The sequence below is a fragment of the Pseudomonas sp. Pseu.R1 genome (assembly GCF_045764065.1).
GTDB lineage: Bacteria > Pseudomonadota > Gammaproteobacteria > Pseudomonadales > Pseudomonadaceae > Aquipseudomonas.
This window is the reverse complement of record NZ_JBJGEE020000001.1, coordinates 3,905,201-3,920,314: the sequence shown is the minus strand read 5'-3', so window position 1 is coordinate 3,920,314 and position 15,114 is coordinate 3,905,201. Positions and strand designations below refer to the sequence as shown.

The following is a 15,114-nucleotide window of genomic DNA, read 5'->3' as shown; positions in this document are numbered from 1 at the left end:
GGGAATGCATCCTTCGACGCTCTGCGTCGTTGTGGGCGCAGAGCGCCCGGGGCGGCGCTCCCACGCGGAGCGTGGGAACGATCATCAGAGGGCAAGTGTGTCGTCGAGACTTGTGTCCGATCAATGCCCTTTAACGGACGCCGGATTGATCATCCGCGACAGCCCCAAGTTCCTCAGCGCCAGTTGCAGCGAGCTGCTGATGACTTGCGGGTTGTCGTTGTTCATCAGTTGCGCCAGCAATTCCTTGGCCTTGCTCAGATGGATCTGACGCAGCATCCATTTCACTTTCGGCAAGTTGGTGGCGTTCATTGACAGGCTGTCGAAACCCATCGCCATCAACAGCACTGCAGCCGCCGGATCGCCTGCCATCTCGCCGCAAATACTTACCGGTTTGCCTTCGGCATGGGCATCGCGCACGACATTTTGCAGCGCTTGCAGAACCGCGGGGTGCAGGTAGTCGTAAAGGTCCGCCACACGCGGGTTGTTGCGGTCGACGGCCAGCAGGTACTGAGTCAGGTCGTTGGAGCCGACTGACAGGAAGTCCACCTGACGCGCCAACTCGCGGGTCTGATAGACCGCCGCCGGAATTTCGATCATCACGCCCACAGGCGGCATCGGCACGTCGGTGCCCTCGTCGCGCACCTCACCCCACGCCCGGTGAATCAAGTGCAGGGCTTCTTCAGTCTCATGAGTACCAGAAATCATCGGCAGCAGAATACGCAGGTTGTTCAGACCCTCACTGGCTTTGAGCATCGCTCGGGTCTGCACCAGGAAAATTTCCGGGTGATCGAGGGTGACACGGATACCGCGCCAGCCCAGAAACGGGTTGTCTTCCTTGATCGGGAAGTACGACAGCGCCTTGTCGCCGCCAATGTCCAGCGTGCGCATGGTCACCGGCAACGGATGGAAGGCTGCCAATTGCTCCCGATAGATCGCCAGTTGTTCTTTTTCACTCGGGAAGCGCTGGTTGATCATGAACGGGACTTCGGTGCGGTACAGCCCCACCCCTTCGGCGCCACGCTGTTGAGCGCGGGCCACGTCCGCCAGCAGACCGGTGTTCACCCACAACGGCATGCGATGGCCATCGAGGGTCACGCACGGCAATTCGCGCAACGCATCGAGGCCTTGCGCCAGCTGACGCTCCTCCTCCATTACCACCGAATACTGCTTGCGCAGCACTTCACCGGGGTTGGTGTAGACCTCACCGTGGTAGCCGTCGACGATCAGCTCAATGCCATCGACCTTGGAATACGGCAGATCCACCGCCCCCATGACGGTGGGAATGCCCATCGCCCGCGCCAGAATCGCCACGTGGGAGTTGCCCGAACCCAGCACCGAGACCAGACCGACCAGCTTGCCTTCCGGCACTTCGCCGAGCATTGCGGGCGTCAGTTCTTCACTGACCAGAATGGTGCTGTCGGGATAGACCAGCGCTTGCTGACGCTCCTCCTGCAAATAGGCAAGCAGACGGCGGCCCAGGTCTTTGACGTCCGATGCCCGCTCACGCAGGTATTCGTCGTCCATCAGTTCGAAACGGTTGACGTGCTCGTTAACCACGGTGCGCAGTGCGCCCTGTGCCCACTGGCCGGTCTTGATGATGTTTTTGACTTCACTGCCCAGCGAGGCGTCGTCCAGCATCATCAGATAGACGTCGAACAACGCGCGCTCTTCAGGGCGCAATTGGGTGGCCAATTTCGCCGAAAGCGCACGCATATCGCTGCGAACGCCTTCGAGTGCGTTCTTGAAGAGTTTGATTTCGGCATCGATATCGGTGATGGCCTTATCGGGCACCACGTCCAGATCGGCCGGTGGCAAGACCACCAGCGCCGTACCGACTGCCGCGCCGGGCGAACCTGCCACGCCGACGAACTTGGCTTCTTGAATGCCTTTGCCCTGACGCCCCAAACCGCGAATCGAGCCGGTCGCTTCAGCGTGGGCGATTACGCCCGCGAGCTGGGCACTCATGGTCACGAGGAAGGCTTCTTCCCCTTCGTCGAACTGACGACGCTCCTTTTGCTGAATCACCAATACGCCGACGACACGTCGATGGTGGATGATCGGCGCGCCGAGAAACGAGGCGTAACGCTCCTCCCCCGTCTCGGCGAAGTAACGATAACGGGGGTGATCGGCGGCGTTTTCCAGGTTCAGCGGTTCTTCGCGGGTGCCGACCAGGCCAACAAGGCCTTCATTGGGGGCCATGCTGACTTTGCCGATCGAGCGCTTGTTCAAGCCCTCGGTGGCCATCAGCACGAAACGATTGGTTTCGGGGTCGAGCAAATAGACCGAGCAGACCTGGCTGCTCATGGCCTCTTTGACGCGTAACACAATAATCCCCAACGCCGCCTTGAGATCCTTGGCGGAGTTAACTTCCTGGACGATCTTGCGCAGCGTATTGAGCATGGCTCGGGGTCGAACTCCGTGTCAGTCGCGCGCCAACAGGCGCGGGGCAAGCTCTTTGAGTGCGCGGCGATAGACTTCGCGCTTGAATGTCACCACCTGGCCCAACGGGTACCAATAACTGACCCAACGCCAGCCATCGAACTCCGGTTTACCGGTCAAATCCATCCGCACCCGCTGCTCGTTGGATATCAGGCGCAGGAGAAACCATTTCTGTTTCTGGCCAATGCACAGCGGTTGGCTGTGCGTGCGCACCAGGCGTTGCGGCAGACGATAGCGCAACCAGCCACGGGTGCAGGCCAGAATTTCAACATCGTGCCGTTCCAGGCCGACTTCTTCATTCAATTCACGGTAGAGCGCGTCTTCCGGCGTCTCCTGAGGGTTGATACCCCCTTGCGGAAACTGCCAGGCATCTTGGTTGATACGGCGAGCCCATAAGACCTGGCCAGCATCATTTGTCAGAATTATCCCGACATTAGGGCGGAAACCATCGGGGTCGATCACGGCTACAACCTCGCAAACGCATGTCGCCGCATTGTTCCACAAAGATCGTGAAGGCAGCAACGAGGCGCAGGCAGCTTATCGCCACAAGAGCATTAATAGATGCGATCACTTGATGAAACCTCGTATTCTTGTGCTCTTTTTTCAGTTAATTCAGCGAGTAACCCCATGCGTCTGGCTTTATTCGACCTCGACAACACCCTCCTCGGCGGTGACAGCGATCACGCGTGGGGCGATTACCTGTGCGAGCGCGGCATCCTGGACGGAGCCGCCTACAAGGCCCGTAACGACGCGTTCTATCAGGACTATCTGGCAGGCACCTTGAACCTGACCGACTACCTGAATTTCAGCCTGGAAATCCTGGGCCGCACCGACATGGCGCAACTCGACGAATGGCACGGTGATTTCATGCGCGACTGCATCGAGCCGCTGATTCTGCCCAAAGCATTGGCCCTGATCGCCAAACACCGCGACGCAGGCGACAAGCTGGTGGTCATCACCGCGACCAACCGCTTCGTGACCGCGCCGGTTGTGGCCCGCCTGGGGATCGACACTCTGTTGGCAACCGAATGCGAAATCGTCGACGGCCGCTACACCGGCCGCACCACTGACGTGCCGTGCTTCCGTGAAGGCAAGGTCACGCGACTGAATCGCTGGATTGAAGAAAACGGCTTCAACCTGGACGACAGTTATTTCTACAGCGACTCGATGAACGACTTGCCACTGCTGGAGCAAGTGACGAACCCGGTTGCGGTTGATCCGGATGAGAAATTGCGCGCCGAAGCGACCCGTCGCGGCTGGCCGGTCATCTCGCTACGCGATTGAGACTGCAAGAACACCTGAATACCCGCTGTGGGAGCGAATTCATTCGCTCCCACAAGGTGGTCGGCAAGATATCAGACAGGCTTTGCGCCCATCAGCCCGGCAATGGCGACGAAACAAACCGCGCTAAAAATCGCCAGCCCCAATGTGAATTTGGGGTTGCCGACAATCACCGATCTACGCAACCGATTGACCCGCACCGCCAACCACGCCCAACTCAGGGCACCGAAGGTGTAAAGAATGCTGCTGCCCAGCACCCAGGTCTGCCCCAGTGGCCAACCGGCGTAGTGCACCAGCCACCAGCCGCTGATCGGGAGCGTCAGCAAACACAACCCCATCAACAACCAGACGAACACCCAAGGCCGTTGCATGGCGCGGTTCTGCACGGTCAAGTCCCCCGCCCGGCGCCCACGCACGATCCAGACCGTCAACGCCAGACCGCTGATGAACAGCAAGGTGGTCATCACCATGTGCAGGATTTTCAGGGCGGCGAAGTGTTCCATGGCGGTTCTTTCCTTTATAGAAGGCCGTGCTTTGAGCGTAGTCGCGCCGAGGAAGTTGCGTTGAGCGAAGGTATCTAGTCATACACAACCTGTGGGAGCCGGCTTGCTGCCGAATGTGGCGTGTCATTCTGATGCACCGCCTTCGCCAGCAAGCCGGCTGGTGTACAGCCGAATCAGCCCAAGAACAGCCTATAAGCGGGGTTGTTCGTCTCATCCCAATACGGATACCCAATCTCCGCCAGCGCCTGCGGCACCAGATGCCGCTCGTCTTCCGGCACCACCAGCCCGGCCACCACGCGGCCATCCGCTGCGCCGTGGTTGCGGTAGTGGAACATCGAGATGTTCCATTTCCCGCCCAGCTTGTTCAGGAAGTTGAACAGCGCACCCGGTCGCTCCGGGAATTCGAAGCGCAGCACCACTTCATCACTGACCCGCTCCGAATGCCCGCCGACCATGTGCCGCAAATGCAGTTTGGCCAGTTCGTTGTCGGTCAAATCCAGCACCGGGAAGCCCTGCTCGGTGAGGCTGGCGAGCAGCGCCTTGCGCGGGTCGTTTTCCGGGTGGGTCTGCACGCCGGCGAAAATGTGCGCTTCGCGGTCGGTGTGGTAGCGGTAGTTGAATTCGGTGATCTGCCGTTTGCCGACGGCTTCGCAGAACGCCTTGAAGCTGCCCGGCTGTTCGGGGATGGTCACGGCAATGATCGCCTCGCGGCCCTCACCCAGTTCGGCACGCTCGGCGACGTGGCGCAGGCGGTCGAAATTGACGTTGGCGCCGGACTCGATGGCGACGAACGTCTGGCCTTTCACTTCGTATTGCTCGACGTACTTCTTGATCCCCGCCGCACCCAAAGCGCCTGCGGGCTCGGTGATCGAGCGGGTATCGTCGTAGATGTCCTTGATCGCCGCGCAGATTTCGTCGGTGCTGACGGTGATCACTTCATCGACGTAATCCTTGCAGATGTCGAAGGTGTGCTGGCCGATTTGCGCCACGGCCACGCCATCGGCGAACAGCCCGACCTGCTGCAACACCACGCGCTCGCCGTAGGCCATGGCCTGTTGCAAGCAGTTGGAGTCGTCCGGCTCGACGCCGATCACTTTGATTTCGGGGCGCAGGTATTTGACGTAGGCCGCGATCCCGGCGATCAGGCCGCCGCCGCCCACCGGAACGAAGATCGCGTCCAGATGCCCCGGGTGCTGACGCAGGATTTCCATGGCCACTGTACCTTGCCCGGCGATGGTGTCAGGGTCGTCGTAAGGGTGGATGTACACGTAGCCCTTTTCCTCGACCAGCTTCAGCGAATGCGCCAGCGCTTCGGGGAAAGAGTCGCCGTGCAGCACCACTTTGCCGCCTCGCGAACGCACGCCTTCGACCTTGATCTCCGGGGTGGTCTTGGGCATGACGATGGTCGCCTTGATCCCCAGCTTCTTCGCCGCCAGCGCCAGGCCCTGCGCGTGGTTGCCCGCCGAGGCCGTGACCACGCCGCGCACCAGCTCTTCTGCGGTCAGCTGTGCCAGCTTGTTGTAGGCGCCGCGAATCTTGAAGGAGAACACCGGTTGCAGGTCTTCGCGCTTGAGCAGCACCTGGTTGCCGAGACGTTCGGACAATTGACGGGCGCCCTGCAGCGGGGTTTCCACGGCAACGTCGTAGACGCGGGAGGTGAGGATCTTCTTGACGTACTGTTCGAGCATCGGGAAAGCATCACTGACGAAAAGGGCAAGGCCGAGAAGTCTACCCCGCGTCCCGACCGACGACCACACAAAGACCCGGGTTTTAATCAGGGCATATCGCTATAATGCCCGCCCTTTTTGTGTCCATTGGCCCCCGTGGAGCCCCGCATGACCCAGGATCAACTCAAACAGGCCGTTGCCCAGGCCGCTGTCGACTTCATCCTTCCGAAGCTCGACGACAAAAGCATCGTCGGCGTCGGCACTGGCTCCACCGCCAACTGCTTCATCGATGCGCTGGCCAAGCACAAAAACGCATTTGACGGTGCTGTCGCCAGTTCCGAAGCCACTGCCGCCCGCCTGAAAGGCCATGGCATCCCGGTTTACGAACTGAACACCGTGAGCGATCTGGAGTTCTACGTTGACGGCGCCGACGAGAGCGACGAGCACCTGAATCTGATCAAAGGCGGCGGCGCAGCCCTGACTCGCGAGAAGATCGTTGCGGCCGTGGCCAAAACCTTCATCTGCATCGCCGACGGCAGCAAGCTGGTGCCCGTGCTGGGCGCATTCCCCCTGCCGGTCGAAGTCATCCCGATGGCCCGTAGCCACGTCGCACGTCAACTGGTGAAACTGGGCGGCGACCCGGTTTATCGCGAAGGTGTGGTGACCGACAACGGCAACATCATCCTCGACGTGCACAACATGAACATCACCAACCCGGTGGAACTGGAAGCTCAGATCAACGCCATCGTCGGCGTGGTCACCAACGGCCTGTTCGCAGCACGTTCGGCGGATTTGTTGCTGTTGGGTACTCAGGAAGGCGTGAAGACCCTGACCCGGTAAACACAACGCCTTACCCTTGTGGGAGCCGGCTTGCTGGCGAATGCGTCAGGTCAGTCACATTGATATCGACTGACACAACGCCTTCGCCAGCAAGCCGGCTCCCACAACAGTCGCGCCTGAGCTGCGACTCTCAGTTGCCGCAAAATCTGCAGGTGCATTCAGGTTCGCATCACTTCTTCTTGAACGAATAAAACAGGTTCGGCTCACTGACGACGTAGATCGTGCCTTCTTCGTCCATCGTCACGCCTTCGGCGCGAGGGATGTTGTGGTCCAGGCCATTCAACCCACGCACCAGCGCCATGAAGCTGACGGCCGTACCTTTCTCGTCCAGTTCCAACAGCAAATGCGATTCAGCCGACAGCGCCAGCAAGTGTCCGGTTTTCTGATCGACATGCAGGGCCGACAGGTTGCGCATGATCAGGTTGTCATTCACCAGCTTTTGCTTGTCACCCTTCAACACCGCACTGCCATCGGACTTCCAGCTGAACAGTGCAGGTGGGCGCTCTTCGCCCAGCAGGATTTGCTGGTTGCGTGCATCCCACGCCACGCCCTCGAAGGCTTTGTTCTGATCCGCAGAAGGCCCCAGGTCGTATTTCGGAAAGTCGGCGATGTTCAAGGTCTTGGTGTCCGGCGTCACAGTCACCATCGACAGCATGTGCTCACGTTCGTCGACAATCGCGATCAGGCCATTGCCCAGCACCGCTATGCCTTCGGGGTTGCCCCAACCCACCAGCGGAATCTTGCGCAGCACATCGCCCGTCAGGCTCAGCTCGACCAAAAACGGGTTCTTGCCCATCACTGAATAGAGGGTTTTGCTCGCTGCGTCATAGGAAAGGTCCGACGCTTCATCCTTCTCCAGCCCACCCAGCGGCTTGCCGTCGATCACAACCCGGTAATCCGGCAACCAGATGCTAGCATTGCGCTCGGACGCCGAGACCGCTTGCTCGCGCAGCCACAACAGACCGCGATCATCCCAGTGCCAGGCGTAAGACAGCCCCACCAGAATCACCGCCAGGGCGATCAGCAGCCAGGACCAGTGAAAACGCGGGCGCGGCTTGGGGGAAGCGAGCGATTGATCAGTAGCGGCCATCGAAACGATCCTGCAAAAGAAAATCCATGGGTGCGGCGCTCTGCGCAGCAATCGGCGAAGGATTATCCAGATCACGTGTGAAAAAAACGGCAATCCACGCTTACTGCAACATCCTGTTCCAAATACGAAAAAGGCCGCCTGCGAATCGTCACAGGCGGCCTTATCAACGCATACGGATCAGCTCAGCGCACGTCGCTCTCGAAACGGCTCTGGCCCGGCAGTTCCAGCACGATCTGATCGCCCACATGGAATGGGCCGACGCCCGCGGGAGTACCGGTCAGAATCACATCACCGGCCTGCAACGAGAACTGCGAAGCCATGTGCTGAATCATTGGCACGATCGGGTTGAGCATCTGGCTGCTGTTGCCGTCCTGGCGCACCTCGCCGTTGACGGTCAGGCGAATGGCGATGTCGGTCAGGTCTGGGTAGGCATCCGCCGACACGAACGGGGCAATCACTGCCGCGCCGTCGAACGATTTGGCGATTTCCCACGGCAGGCCTTTCTCTTTGAGCTTGGACTGTACGTCGCGCAGCGTCAGGTCCAGCGCTGGGGCGAAACCGGAAATCGCATCCAGTACTTCTTCACGGCTCGGGTTCTTGCTCAGCGGCTTGCCGATCAACACCGCAATTTCAGCCTCGTAATGCACCGAACCCCGGTCCTGCGGAATGCTGAAACCGCCTTCGATCTCCACCACGCAACTGCCGGGCTTGATGAACAACAGAGGTTCGGTCGGGACCGGGTTGTCCAGCTCCTTCGCGTGTTCGGCGTAGTTACGGCCGATGCAAACCACTTTGCCCAGTGGAAAATGGACCTTGGTCCCGTCGACGTATTTGTGCTGATAGCTCATGAGCGTTCCTTTATTGCTGCGTCTATTCAGTGGATCGTCGCTTACAGCGCGAAGATCTTGCCCGGATTCATGATGCCGTTTGGATCGAAGACTGCTTTTAGCGCTTTCATGTACTCAATTTCCACCGGCGAACGGCTGTATTCGAGGTAATCGCGCTTGACCAGCCCCACGCCATGCTCGGCCGAGATCGAGCCGTTGTATTTCTCGACGGTTTCGAACACCTTCTTGTTGACCGTCGCGCAACGGGCGAAGAACTCCTCTTTGGGCAAGTGGCCCGGTTTGAGGATGTTCAGGTGCAAGTTGCCGTCACCGATGTGGCCGTACCAGACCACCTCGAAATCGGGGTAATTCTCGCTGACGATGGTGTCGATTTCATTCAGGAACGCGGGCACTTTCGACACCGTGACCGAAATGTCGTTCTTGTACGGCGTGTAGTGAGAAATGGTTTCCGACAGGTATTCGCGCAGTTTCCAGAGGTTCTGCAACTGCTGTTTGCTCTGACTCATCACGCCATCGATGACCCAGCCCTGCTCCACGCAGTATTCGAAGGTTTCCAGCGCCTGATTGGCGATTTCTTCGTTGCTCGCTTCGAACTCCAGCAAGGCGTAGAACGGCGTTTTGGTTTCGAACGGCTCCGGCACGTCGCCCCGCGCCAGAATATGGGCCAGGCCCTTGCCGGAGAAAAACTCGAACGCAGTCAGGTCCAGCTTGCCGTGGAACGCGTGCAGCACCGGCATGATCGAGTCGAAATCCGGCGTGCCGAGCACCATGCAAGTCAGGTTATTCGGCTCGCGGTCCAGGCGCATTGTCGCTTCGACGACGAAACCTAGCGTCCCTTCCGAGCCGATGAACAACTGACGCATGTCGTAGCCGGTGGCGTTCTTGGTCAGGTCTTTGTTCAGTTCAAGGATGTCGCCTTTGCCGGTGACGACTTTCAGCCCCGAAACCCAGTTGCGGGTCATGCCGTAGCGAATGACCTTGATCCCACCGGCATTGGTGCCGATGTTGCCGCCAATCTGGCTGGACCCTGACGAGGCGAAGTCGACCGGGTAATACAGGCCGTTCTCTTCGGCGAAGTTCTGCAATTGCTTGGTGATGACACCCGGCTGGCAGCGTACGGTGCGGTCCGTGACGTTGAATTCAAGAATCTGATTCATGTAGTCGAACGAGACCACCACTTCGCCGTTCATCGCCACCGCTGCAGCGGACAGCCCGGTGCGGCCGCCGGAAGGCACCAGCGCGATCTTGTGTTCATTGGCCCAACGGACAATCGCCTGCACCTGTTCGGCCGTCTTTGGAAACACGATGGCGCTGGGCGCAGGGGCGAATTGGCGGGTCCAGTCCTTGCCGTACGCTTCAAGGGAATCGGCGTCGGTGAGGACTTTGCCCGGCTCGACCAAGGACTTCAGTTCATCTATCAGCGCAGGCAGCAACATCAACAGAACCCTCGAACAATTCATGGTCATCCTGAGAACGGCTCACGTCGCAGGAACGGGTATTTAGCGGGGCACATATGCTAGCATACCGCCCCCGCAGCGACGTGCCTGAGGCCGACCTGCGATGGCGCCGTTGCGCCGTGAGGCCCACTTTGATGCGGGCCATTCCCTGCCATTTTTCTCCGGGACACAGGTTTACGCAGATGAGCAAGACTTCCCTCGACAAGAGCAAGATCAAGTTCCTTCTTCTCGAAGGCGTCCATCAATCCGCCGTCGATGTCCTCAAGGCCGCCGGTTACTCCAACATCGAGTACCACACCAAGTCGCTGCCGGAAGCCGAACTGAAGGAAAAGATCGCCGACGCTCACTTCATCGGTATTCGTTCCCGCACGCACCTGACCGAAGAAATCTTCGACGGCGCCAAGAAACTGGTCGCTGTCGGCTGCTTCTGCATCGGCACCAACCAGGTTGACCTGGACGCAGCCCGCGAGCGCGGTATTGCCGTGTTCAACGCCCCGTACTCCAACACCCGTTCGGTCGCCGAGCTGGTGCTGGCCGAGGCCATCCTGCTGCTGCGCGGCATCCCTGAGAAGAACGCTTCCTGTCATCGCGGCGGCTGGATCAAGAGCGCGGCCAACTCGTTCGAAATCCGTGGCAAGAAGCTGGGCATCATCGGCTACGGCTCGATCGGTACACAGTTGTCGGTTCTGGCCGAGAGCCTGGGCATGCAAGTGTTCTTCTACGACCCGCTGACCAAACTGCCACTGGGCAACGCCACTCAAGTCACCAGCCTGAACGAGCTGCTGGGCCTGGCCGACATCGTGTCGCTGCACGTGCCTGAGCTGCCATCAACCCAGTGGATGATCGGCGAGAAAGAAATCCGCGCCATGAAGAAAGGCGCGATTCTGATCAACGCCGCACGCGGCACCGTGGTTGAGCTGGACGCACTGGCCGCTGCCATCAAGGATCAACACCTGATCGGCGCCGCCATCGACGTGTTCCCGGTCGAGCCTCGCTCCAACGACGACATCTTCGAAAGCCCGCTGCGCGGTCTGGACAACGTGATCCTGACCCCGCACATCGGTGGCTCGACCGCCGAAGCCCAGGCCAACATCGGCCTGGAAGTGGCCGAGAAGCTGGTCAAGTACAGCGACAACGGTACGTCGGTGTCCTCGGTCAACTTCCCTGAAGTGGCCCTGCCCGCTCACCCTGGCAAGCACCGCCTGCTGCACATCCACGAAAACATTCCGGGCGTGCTCATGGAGATCAACAAGGTGTTCGCGGAAAACGGCATCAACATCTCCGGTCAGTTCCTGCAGACCAACGAGAAAGTCGGTTACGTGGTCATCGACGTCGACGCCGAGTACTCGGATCTGGCGCAAGAGAAGTTGCAGCACATCAAAGGCACCATCCGTAGCCGCGTATTGTTCTAAGCGCTGCTCCAAGTCTTGGGCTGCAACGAAAAAGGAGACCTTCGGGTCTCCTTTTTTGTGCCTGCCATTTATGCAACGTCACTGACACACCGCCGTACACCTGTGGGAGCGAATTCATTCGCGATGCGGTGGTACATCCGGCAGATATCCGTCGAATGTGCGATTTCTCGCGAATGAATTCGCTCCCACAGGTGTACGGCGGCGCTAGGTCACTTCACCGTAATGGTGATCTTCTGCGACTCAACCGTCGGATTCAGCGGGATGTGGCTCTTGTCGCCCACCAGCAATTGCAGGGTGTGCTGGCCTGGGGTGAGGGTCAGTTCGGTTTCGGTCTGGCCCTTGCCGAAATGACGAATATTGTCAGTCACTGGCAACGGCGCATTCATGTCCGGCTGATCCTTCACGTCGATCAGCAGGTGATGGTGACCGGTCTCTGGCACATCAACGCCAGCAGGCGCGACACCCATGCCTTTGAGGCCGAACTGCACCTTGAAGGTGCCGTTGACCACAGCACCATCTTTCGGCGAAATGATGTAGACCTCAGCGCCTGCGGGCGACGGCGTGCGCGGCACATCGGCGGCCTGCACCAGAAACGTCGAACCGAGCAGCAGTCCAGCCAAGGCAGTTTTTGCAAATAAGGTCTTCATGATCTCTCCCGTTACTTTGTTGGTCTAGACGCCTCATCTGGGACCGCGCGCGGAAAGATTCGGTTCAGGGTCCGCAGACAAACGCGCTGGCACGGTAATCACCATAGTCGGATCCGCAGCCTTGAGCGTCGGGAGAGTGGGTTTATGTAGAAGATTTCATATTCTCAGCCGCTAGCACCGCTCTCACAGGAGACTGTCTCAAGCCGCTCTGTTCGCTAAAACGGCTCACTACCCCGGCGCCGGAACCAACCGGTCAGCGACAAACGCTCGCGGGTCGCGGGCAGGACTTCATGTGGCATGTCGCCCGACAGAAACACCGCCAGACAGCCCCCCACAGGCTGCACATCGAACGGATCGCCGCCCTTGGGAAACATCCGCAATTGCCCGCCATGCTCGGGCAACCACGCGTCATTGAGGTAAATAACGGCGGAGACCATGCGCTTGTCGTCGTCGCGAAAGCGGTCCACATGCCTGCGATAGAACGCACCCGGCGGGTATAGGGCGAAGTGGCTTTCGAAGTCTTCCAGCCCCAGAAACAAACCGCGATTGAGGGCCTGACGCAGCGCATCCATCACCGCCAGATACTCATCGCAGGACTCCGCCTGAGCGGGCTCCAGCCACTGAATGTGATCGCCCCGAATCCCCTCGCGCACTTCTTGCGCAGCCCCGCGCCCCACGCCCGCAGGCGCAAGCTCACCCTCGGCCGCGCGCTTGCGGCACTCAAGGGCCAGCTTGCGAGTCAGCGCTTCAGGCAAAAAGAGGTTCTGCTGCGACCAGCCACGCTCGGCCAGGTCGTCGACGATTTGCATCAGCAGGGCGTCATCAGGGGATAAGTGCATGGCGCGCATAGTATCCAGACGCCGTGCAATCCAACAGAGCCTGTGGTCTGCGGGAGAAAGAATATTTTTCGGCGTTTAACCGCTCAAGGCCGTTTTATACAAAAGATGGCCGAACCCACGGGTTTTATTGGGGTCTGGCAACTGTTAACTCGACAAATCCCCGCCGCCCCGCCGAGAATAGCGGCCTGCCGACAGGAGTCCCTAATGCGCCGTCTGTTTTTCCTGCTGTTGATGTTCTGCACGCTGCCCGCCTGGGCAGACGGCTACGACCAGTTGTACAAGGTCGCAGGCTGGCCAGAACAACGCGCGCATTTCAATGACGCCCTCAAAGCCGCGCAGCAGCGTTACAAAAACAGCCTGCCGCCTGCGGTATTCGACGCATTGGTGAATAACAGCAATCAACGATTCGCTCCCCAGGCCATGGATCAGCGTGCCGCACAGAAGCTGCGTCAAACGCTTCAGGACCCGAACCCTGCGCTGCAATTCTTCCAGTCACCGCTGGGCCGCAAGATTGTCAACGCAGAGCTGACCGCCACTCGCCCCGACCAGTTGGCCAAGAACGCGCAAGGCTTGCCAAAAATGCAGGCCAGCGATAACCGCCTACTGATCATCGGCCACCTGACCAACGCCCTGCCCGCCAAGGAAGCCGGTGCAGAAGTCAGCCTTGCCATCGCAGGGGTAGCGGCCGATAGCCTGAGTTCGATGATTCCGGGCTTGATGGGTGGCGGCTCGACTCAAGGCATGCTGGAAGGCCAGCGTCAGCGCCTGATGGCGCAGATCGCCAACGACATGAGCAATACGATGCTGTACGTCTATCGAGACTTGTCGGATGCCGAACTGGAAGAGTTTTCGACCTTTGCCGAGTCAACCGAGGGCCAGACCTACTATCAGGCGGCACTGGCGGCGATTAGGGCGGGATTGGCGGTGGGGCAACGCGTGAATTAACACCGCGATCATTGTGGGAGCCGGCTTGCTGGCGAAAGCGTCAGATCAGTCACATCCTCGCTGAATGGCACACCGCCTTCGCCAGCAAGCCGGCTCCCACAAGAGATTAGCGATCTGCCAGCCCCATCGGATTAACGGCGACGTTTCACCCCATCCGCGGCGTCAAGAATTCGAAAAACCGCTCCCGCAACTCCGGCAACTCATTGGCCAGATGATGCCGCGCTTCGTGGAGCATGAAGATCTGCGGGTGGTCGAACTTGTCGTTGAGCACCGCCAGGTTATGGCTCCAGTCTACAGTCATGTCCGACTCGCCCTGTACAATCAACGGGCTCCGTGAACTGTGCGGCGCGCTTTCGATCCGTACGATCCACTTGGCCAGTGCGCCCACCCAAACGGTTGGCAAGCGACGGGGCTGGAGTGGATCAGCCATCAGAAACGGCAGAAAGGCGGGTGCATTGGAGTTCTCGCTGAAACGTCGATCAATGCCTTTGACGAAAGCACGCAGCAGGTAATAACTGACCTTCGACCACGTCCATCCGCGCGGCCTCACCAGCGGGGCCAGCAGAATAGACTGGCCGTCGACCGGGCTGTCATCGCCATGGTTGAGCAAGTGGTCGATCACAATGGCCCCACCCGTGCTTTGCCCGCACAGATGCCAGGGCTTGGGCAGCTTGAGGATGTCCGCCTCGGCGAACAGGCGGTCGAGCACCACTTGATACTCGGCGAAGTCGGTAATGCTCGCCCGGTTGCCACTGGACAGGCCATGCCCCGGCAGGTCGCAGGAAATCACTGCAAAGCCCAGTTCCAGCGCCCATTCGATCACATGCCGATAAAGGCCCATGTGATCGTAGAAGCCGTGCACCAGCACCAGGGTCGCGACGGGGGTTTCCGGGGTCCACAACTGCGTGACGATTTCGTAGCCACCCACCTCGAAACGTCCGAGGCGACTGGTGATCCGGCCATCACGCCCCAGCCCCACCAGACTGTAGAAACGCTGGTAGGCCTGCTCTTGTTCGGAGAGTGCGAGCCCGGCGCTCAAGGGTTGCAGGCCGGCTCGCAGACGATCAGGGTCGAACGTGTTGGACATCAGAATTCCAGCTCAGGCAAATAGGCACACAAACAGTGACGCAATGCCTGTGAGTTTCT

The 15,114-nt window shown here is 59.6% G+C and carries 14 protein-coding genes; 4 read left to right on the top strand and 10 right to left on the bottom strand.

Going from position 1 to position 15,114, the window contains the following annotated elements; genetic code table 11:
• Window positions 1–120: 120 nt before the first annotated feature.
• Complete coding sequence (ptsP, locus tag ACI5GA_RS18180; RefSeq protein WP_404636273.1) at window positions 121–2,400, bottom strand: phosphoenolpyruvate--protein phosphotransferase; 2,280 nt, start codon at window positions 2,398–2,400, stop codon at window positions 121–123.
• 21 nt (window positions 2,401–2,421) lie between these two features.
• Window positions 2,422–2,901 (bottom strand): RNA pyrophosphohydrolase, encoded by a 480-nt coding sequence (locus tag ACI5GA_RS18175; RefSeq protein WP_062379340.1) that lies wholly within the window; start codon window positions 2,899–2,901, stop codon window positions 2,422–2,424.
• 165 nt (window positions 2,902–3,066) lie between these two features.
• On the opposite strand from ACI5GA_RS18175, the gene ACI5GA_RS18170 reads away from it, so the two are divergent.
• Window positions 3,067–3,723: an HAD family hydrolase gene (locus tag ACI5GA_RS18170; protein WP_404636272.1), complete on the top strand. Its 657-nt coding sequence runs from the start codon at window positions 3,067–3,069 to the stop codon at window positions 3,721–3,723.
• Between the two features lie 71 nt (window positions 3,724–3,794).
• On the opposite strand, the gene ACI5GA_RS18165 is transcribed toward ACI5GA_RS18170, so the two are convergent.
• Together ACI5GA_RS18165 and ilvA are read right to left on the bottom strand one after the other, a co-directional pair.
• Window positions 3,795–4,223, bottom strand: a complete 429-nt coding sequence (locus ACI5GA_RS18165; protein ID WP_404636271.1) for a DUF2269 family protein — start codon at window positions 4,221–4,223, stop codon at window positions 3,795–3,797.
• A gap of 173 nt (window positions 4,224–4,396) precedes the next feature.
• A complete protein-coding gene (gene ilvA, locus ACI5GA_RS18160; protein WP_421423663.1) occupies window positions 4,397–5,911 on the bottom strand; it encodes a threonine ammonia-lyase, biosynthetic in 1,515 nt (504 codons plus the stop codon).
• Between the two features lie 147 nt (window positions 5,912–6,058).
• On the opposite strand from ilvA, the gene rpiA reads away from it, so the two are divergent.
• Entirely contained in the window at window positions 6,059–6,730 is a 672-nt protein-coding gene (gene rpiA, locus ACI5GA_RS18155; protein WP_404635048.1) for a ribose-5-phosphate isomerase RpiA, read from the top strand.
• A gap of 169 nt (window positions 6,731–6,899) precedes the next feature.
• Here the strand turns inward: rpiA and ACI5GA_RS18150 are convergent, their stop codons facing one another.
• The 3 genes from ACI5GA_RS18150 to ACI5GA_RS18140 form a co-directional block, all read right to left on the bottom strand.
• Window positions 6,900–7,820: an SdiA-regulated domain-containing protein gene (locus ACI5GA_RS18150; protein WP_421423661.1), complete on the bottom strand. Its 921-nt coding sequence runs from the start codon at window positions 7,818–7,820 to the stop codon at window positions 6,900–6,902.
• Window positions 7,821–8,002: 182 nt separating this feature from the next.
• On the bottom strand, window positions 8,003–8,668 hold the full coding sequence (locus ACI5GA_RS18145; RefSeq protein WP_404635052.1) for a fumarylacetoacetate hydrolase family protein: 666 nt from the start codon (window positions 8,666–8,668) through the stop codon (window positions 8,003–8,005).
• 41 nt (window positions 8,669–8,709) lie between these two features.
• On the bottom strand, window positions 8,710–10,104 hold the full coding sequence (locus tag ACI5GA_RS18140; protein WP_421425490.1) for an FAD-binding oxidoreductase: 1,395 nt from the start codon (window positions 10,102–10,104) through the stop codon (window positions 8,710–8,712).
• A gap of 203 nt (window positions 10,105–10,307) precedes the next feature.
• On the opposite strand from ACI5GA_RS18140, the gene serA reads away from it, so the two are divergent.
• The gene (serA, locus tag ACI5GA_RS18135) at window positions 10,308–11,537 is read left to right on the top strand and encodes a phosphoglycerate dehydrogenase (protein ID WP_404635054.1); all 1,230 of its coding nucleotides are present in this window, start codon (window positions 10,308–10,310) and stop codon (window positions 11,535–11,537) included.
• A gap of 209 nt (window positions 11,538–11,746) precedes the next feature.
• Here the strand turns inward: serA and ACI5GA_RS18130 are convergent, their stop codons facing one another.
• A complete protein-coding gene (locus ACI5GA_RS18130; RefSeq protein WP_404635056.1) occupies window positions 11,747–12,184 on the bottom strand; it encodes a DUF4399 domain-containing protein in 438 nt (145 codons plus the stop codon).
• 215 nt (window positions 12,185–12,399) lie between these two features.
• Window positions 12,400–13,032 (bottom strand): 2OG-Fe(II) oxygenase, encoded by a 633-nt coding sequence (locus ACI5GA_RS18125; RefSeq protein ID WP_421423658.1) that lies wholly within the window; start codon window positions 13,030–13,032, stop codon window positions 12,400–12,402.
• Window positions 13,033–13,227: 195 nt separating this feature from the next.
• Here ACI5GA_RS18125 and ACI5GA_RS18120 point away from each other — a divergent pair, with 195 nt between their 5' ends.
• Window positions 13,228–13,968: a DUF2059 domain-containing protein gene (locus ACI5GA_RS18120; protein WP_404635060.1), complete on the top strand. Its 741-nt coding sequence runs from the start codon at window positions 13,228–13,230 to the stop codon at window positions 13,966–13,968.
• A 145-nt stretch (window positions 13,969–14,113) separates the two neighbouring features.
• Here ACI5GA_RS18120 and ACI5GA_RS18115 read toward each other — a convergent pair whose 3' ends face one another.
• On the bottom strand, window positions 14,114–15,055 hold the full coding sequence (locus ACI5GA_RS18115; protein ID WP_421423656.1) for an alpha/beta hydrolase: 942 nt from the start codon (window positions 15,053–15,055) through the stop codon (window positions 14,114–14,116).
• Window positions 15,056–15,114: the final 59 nt, after the last annotated feature.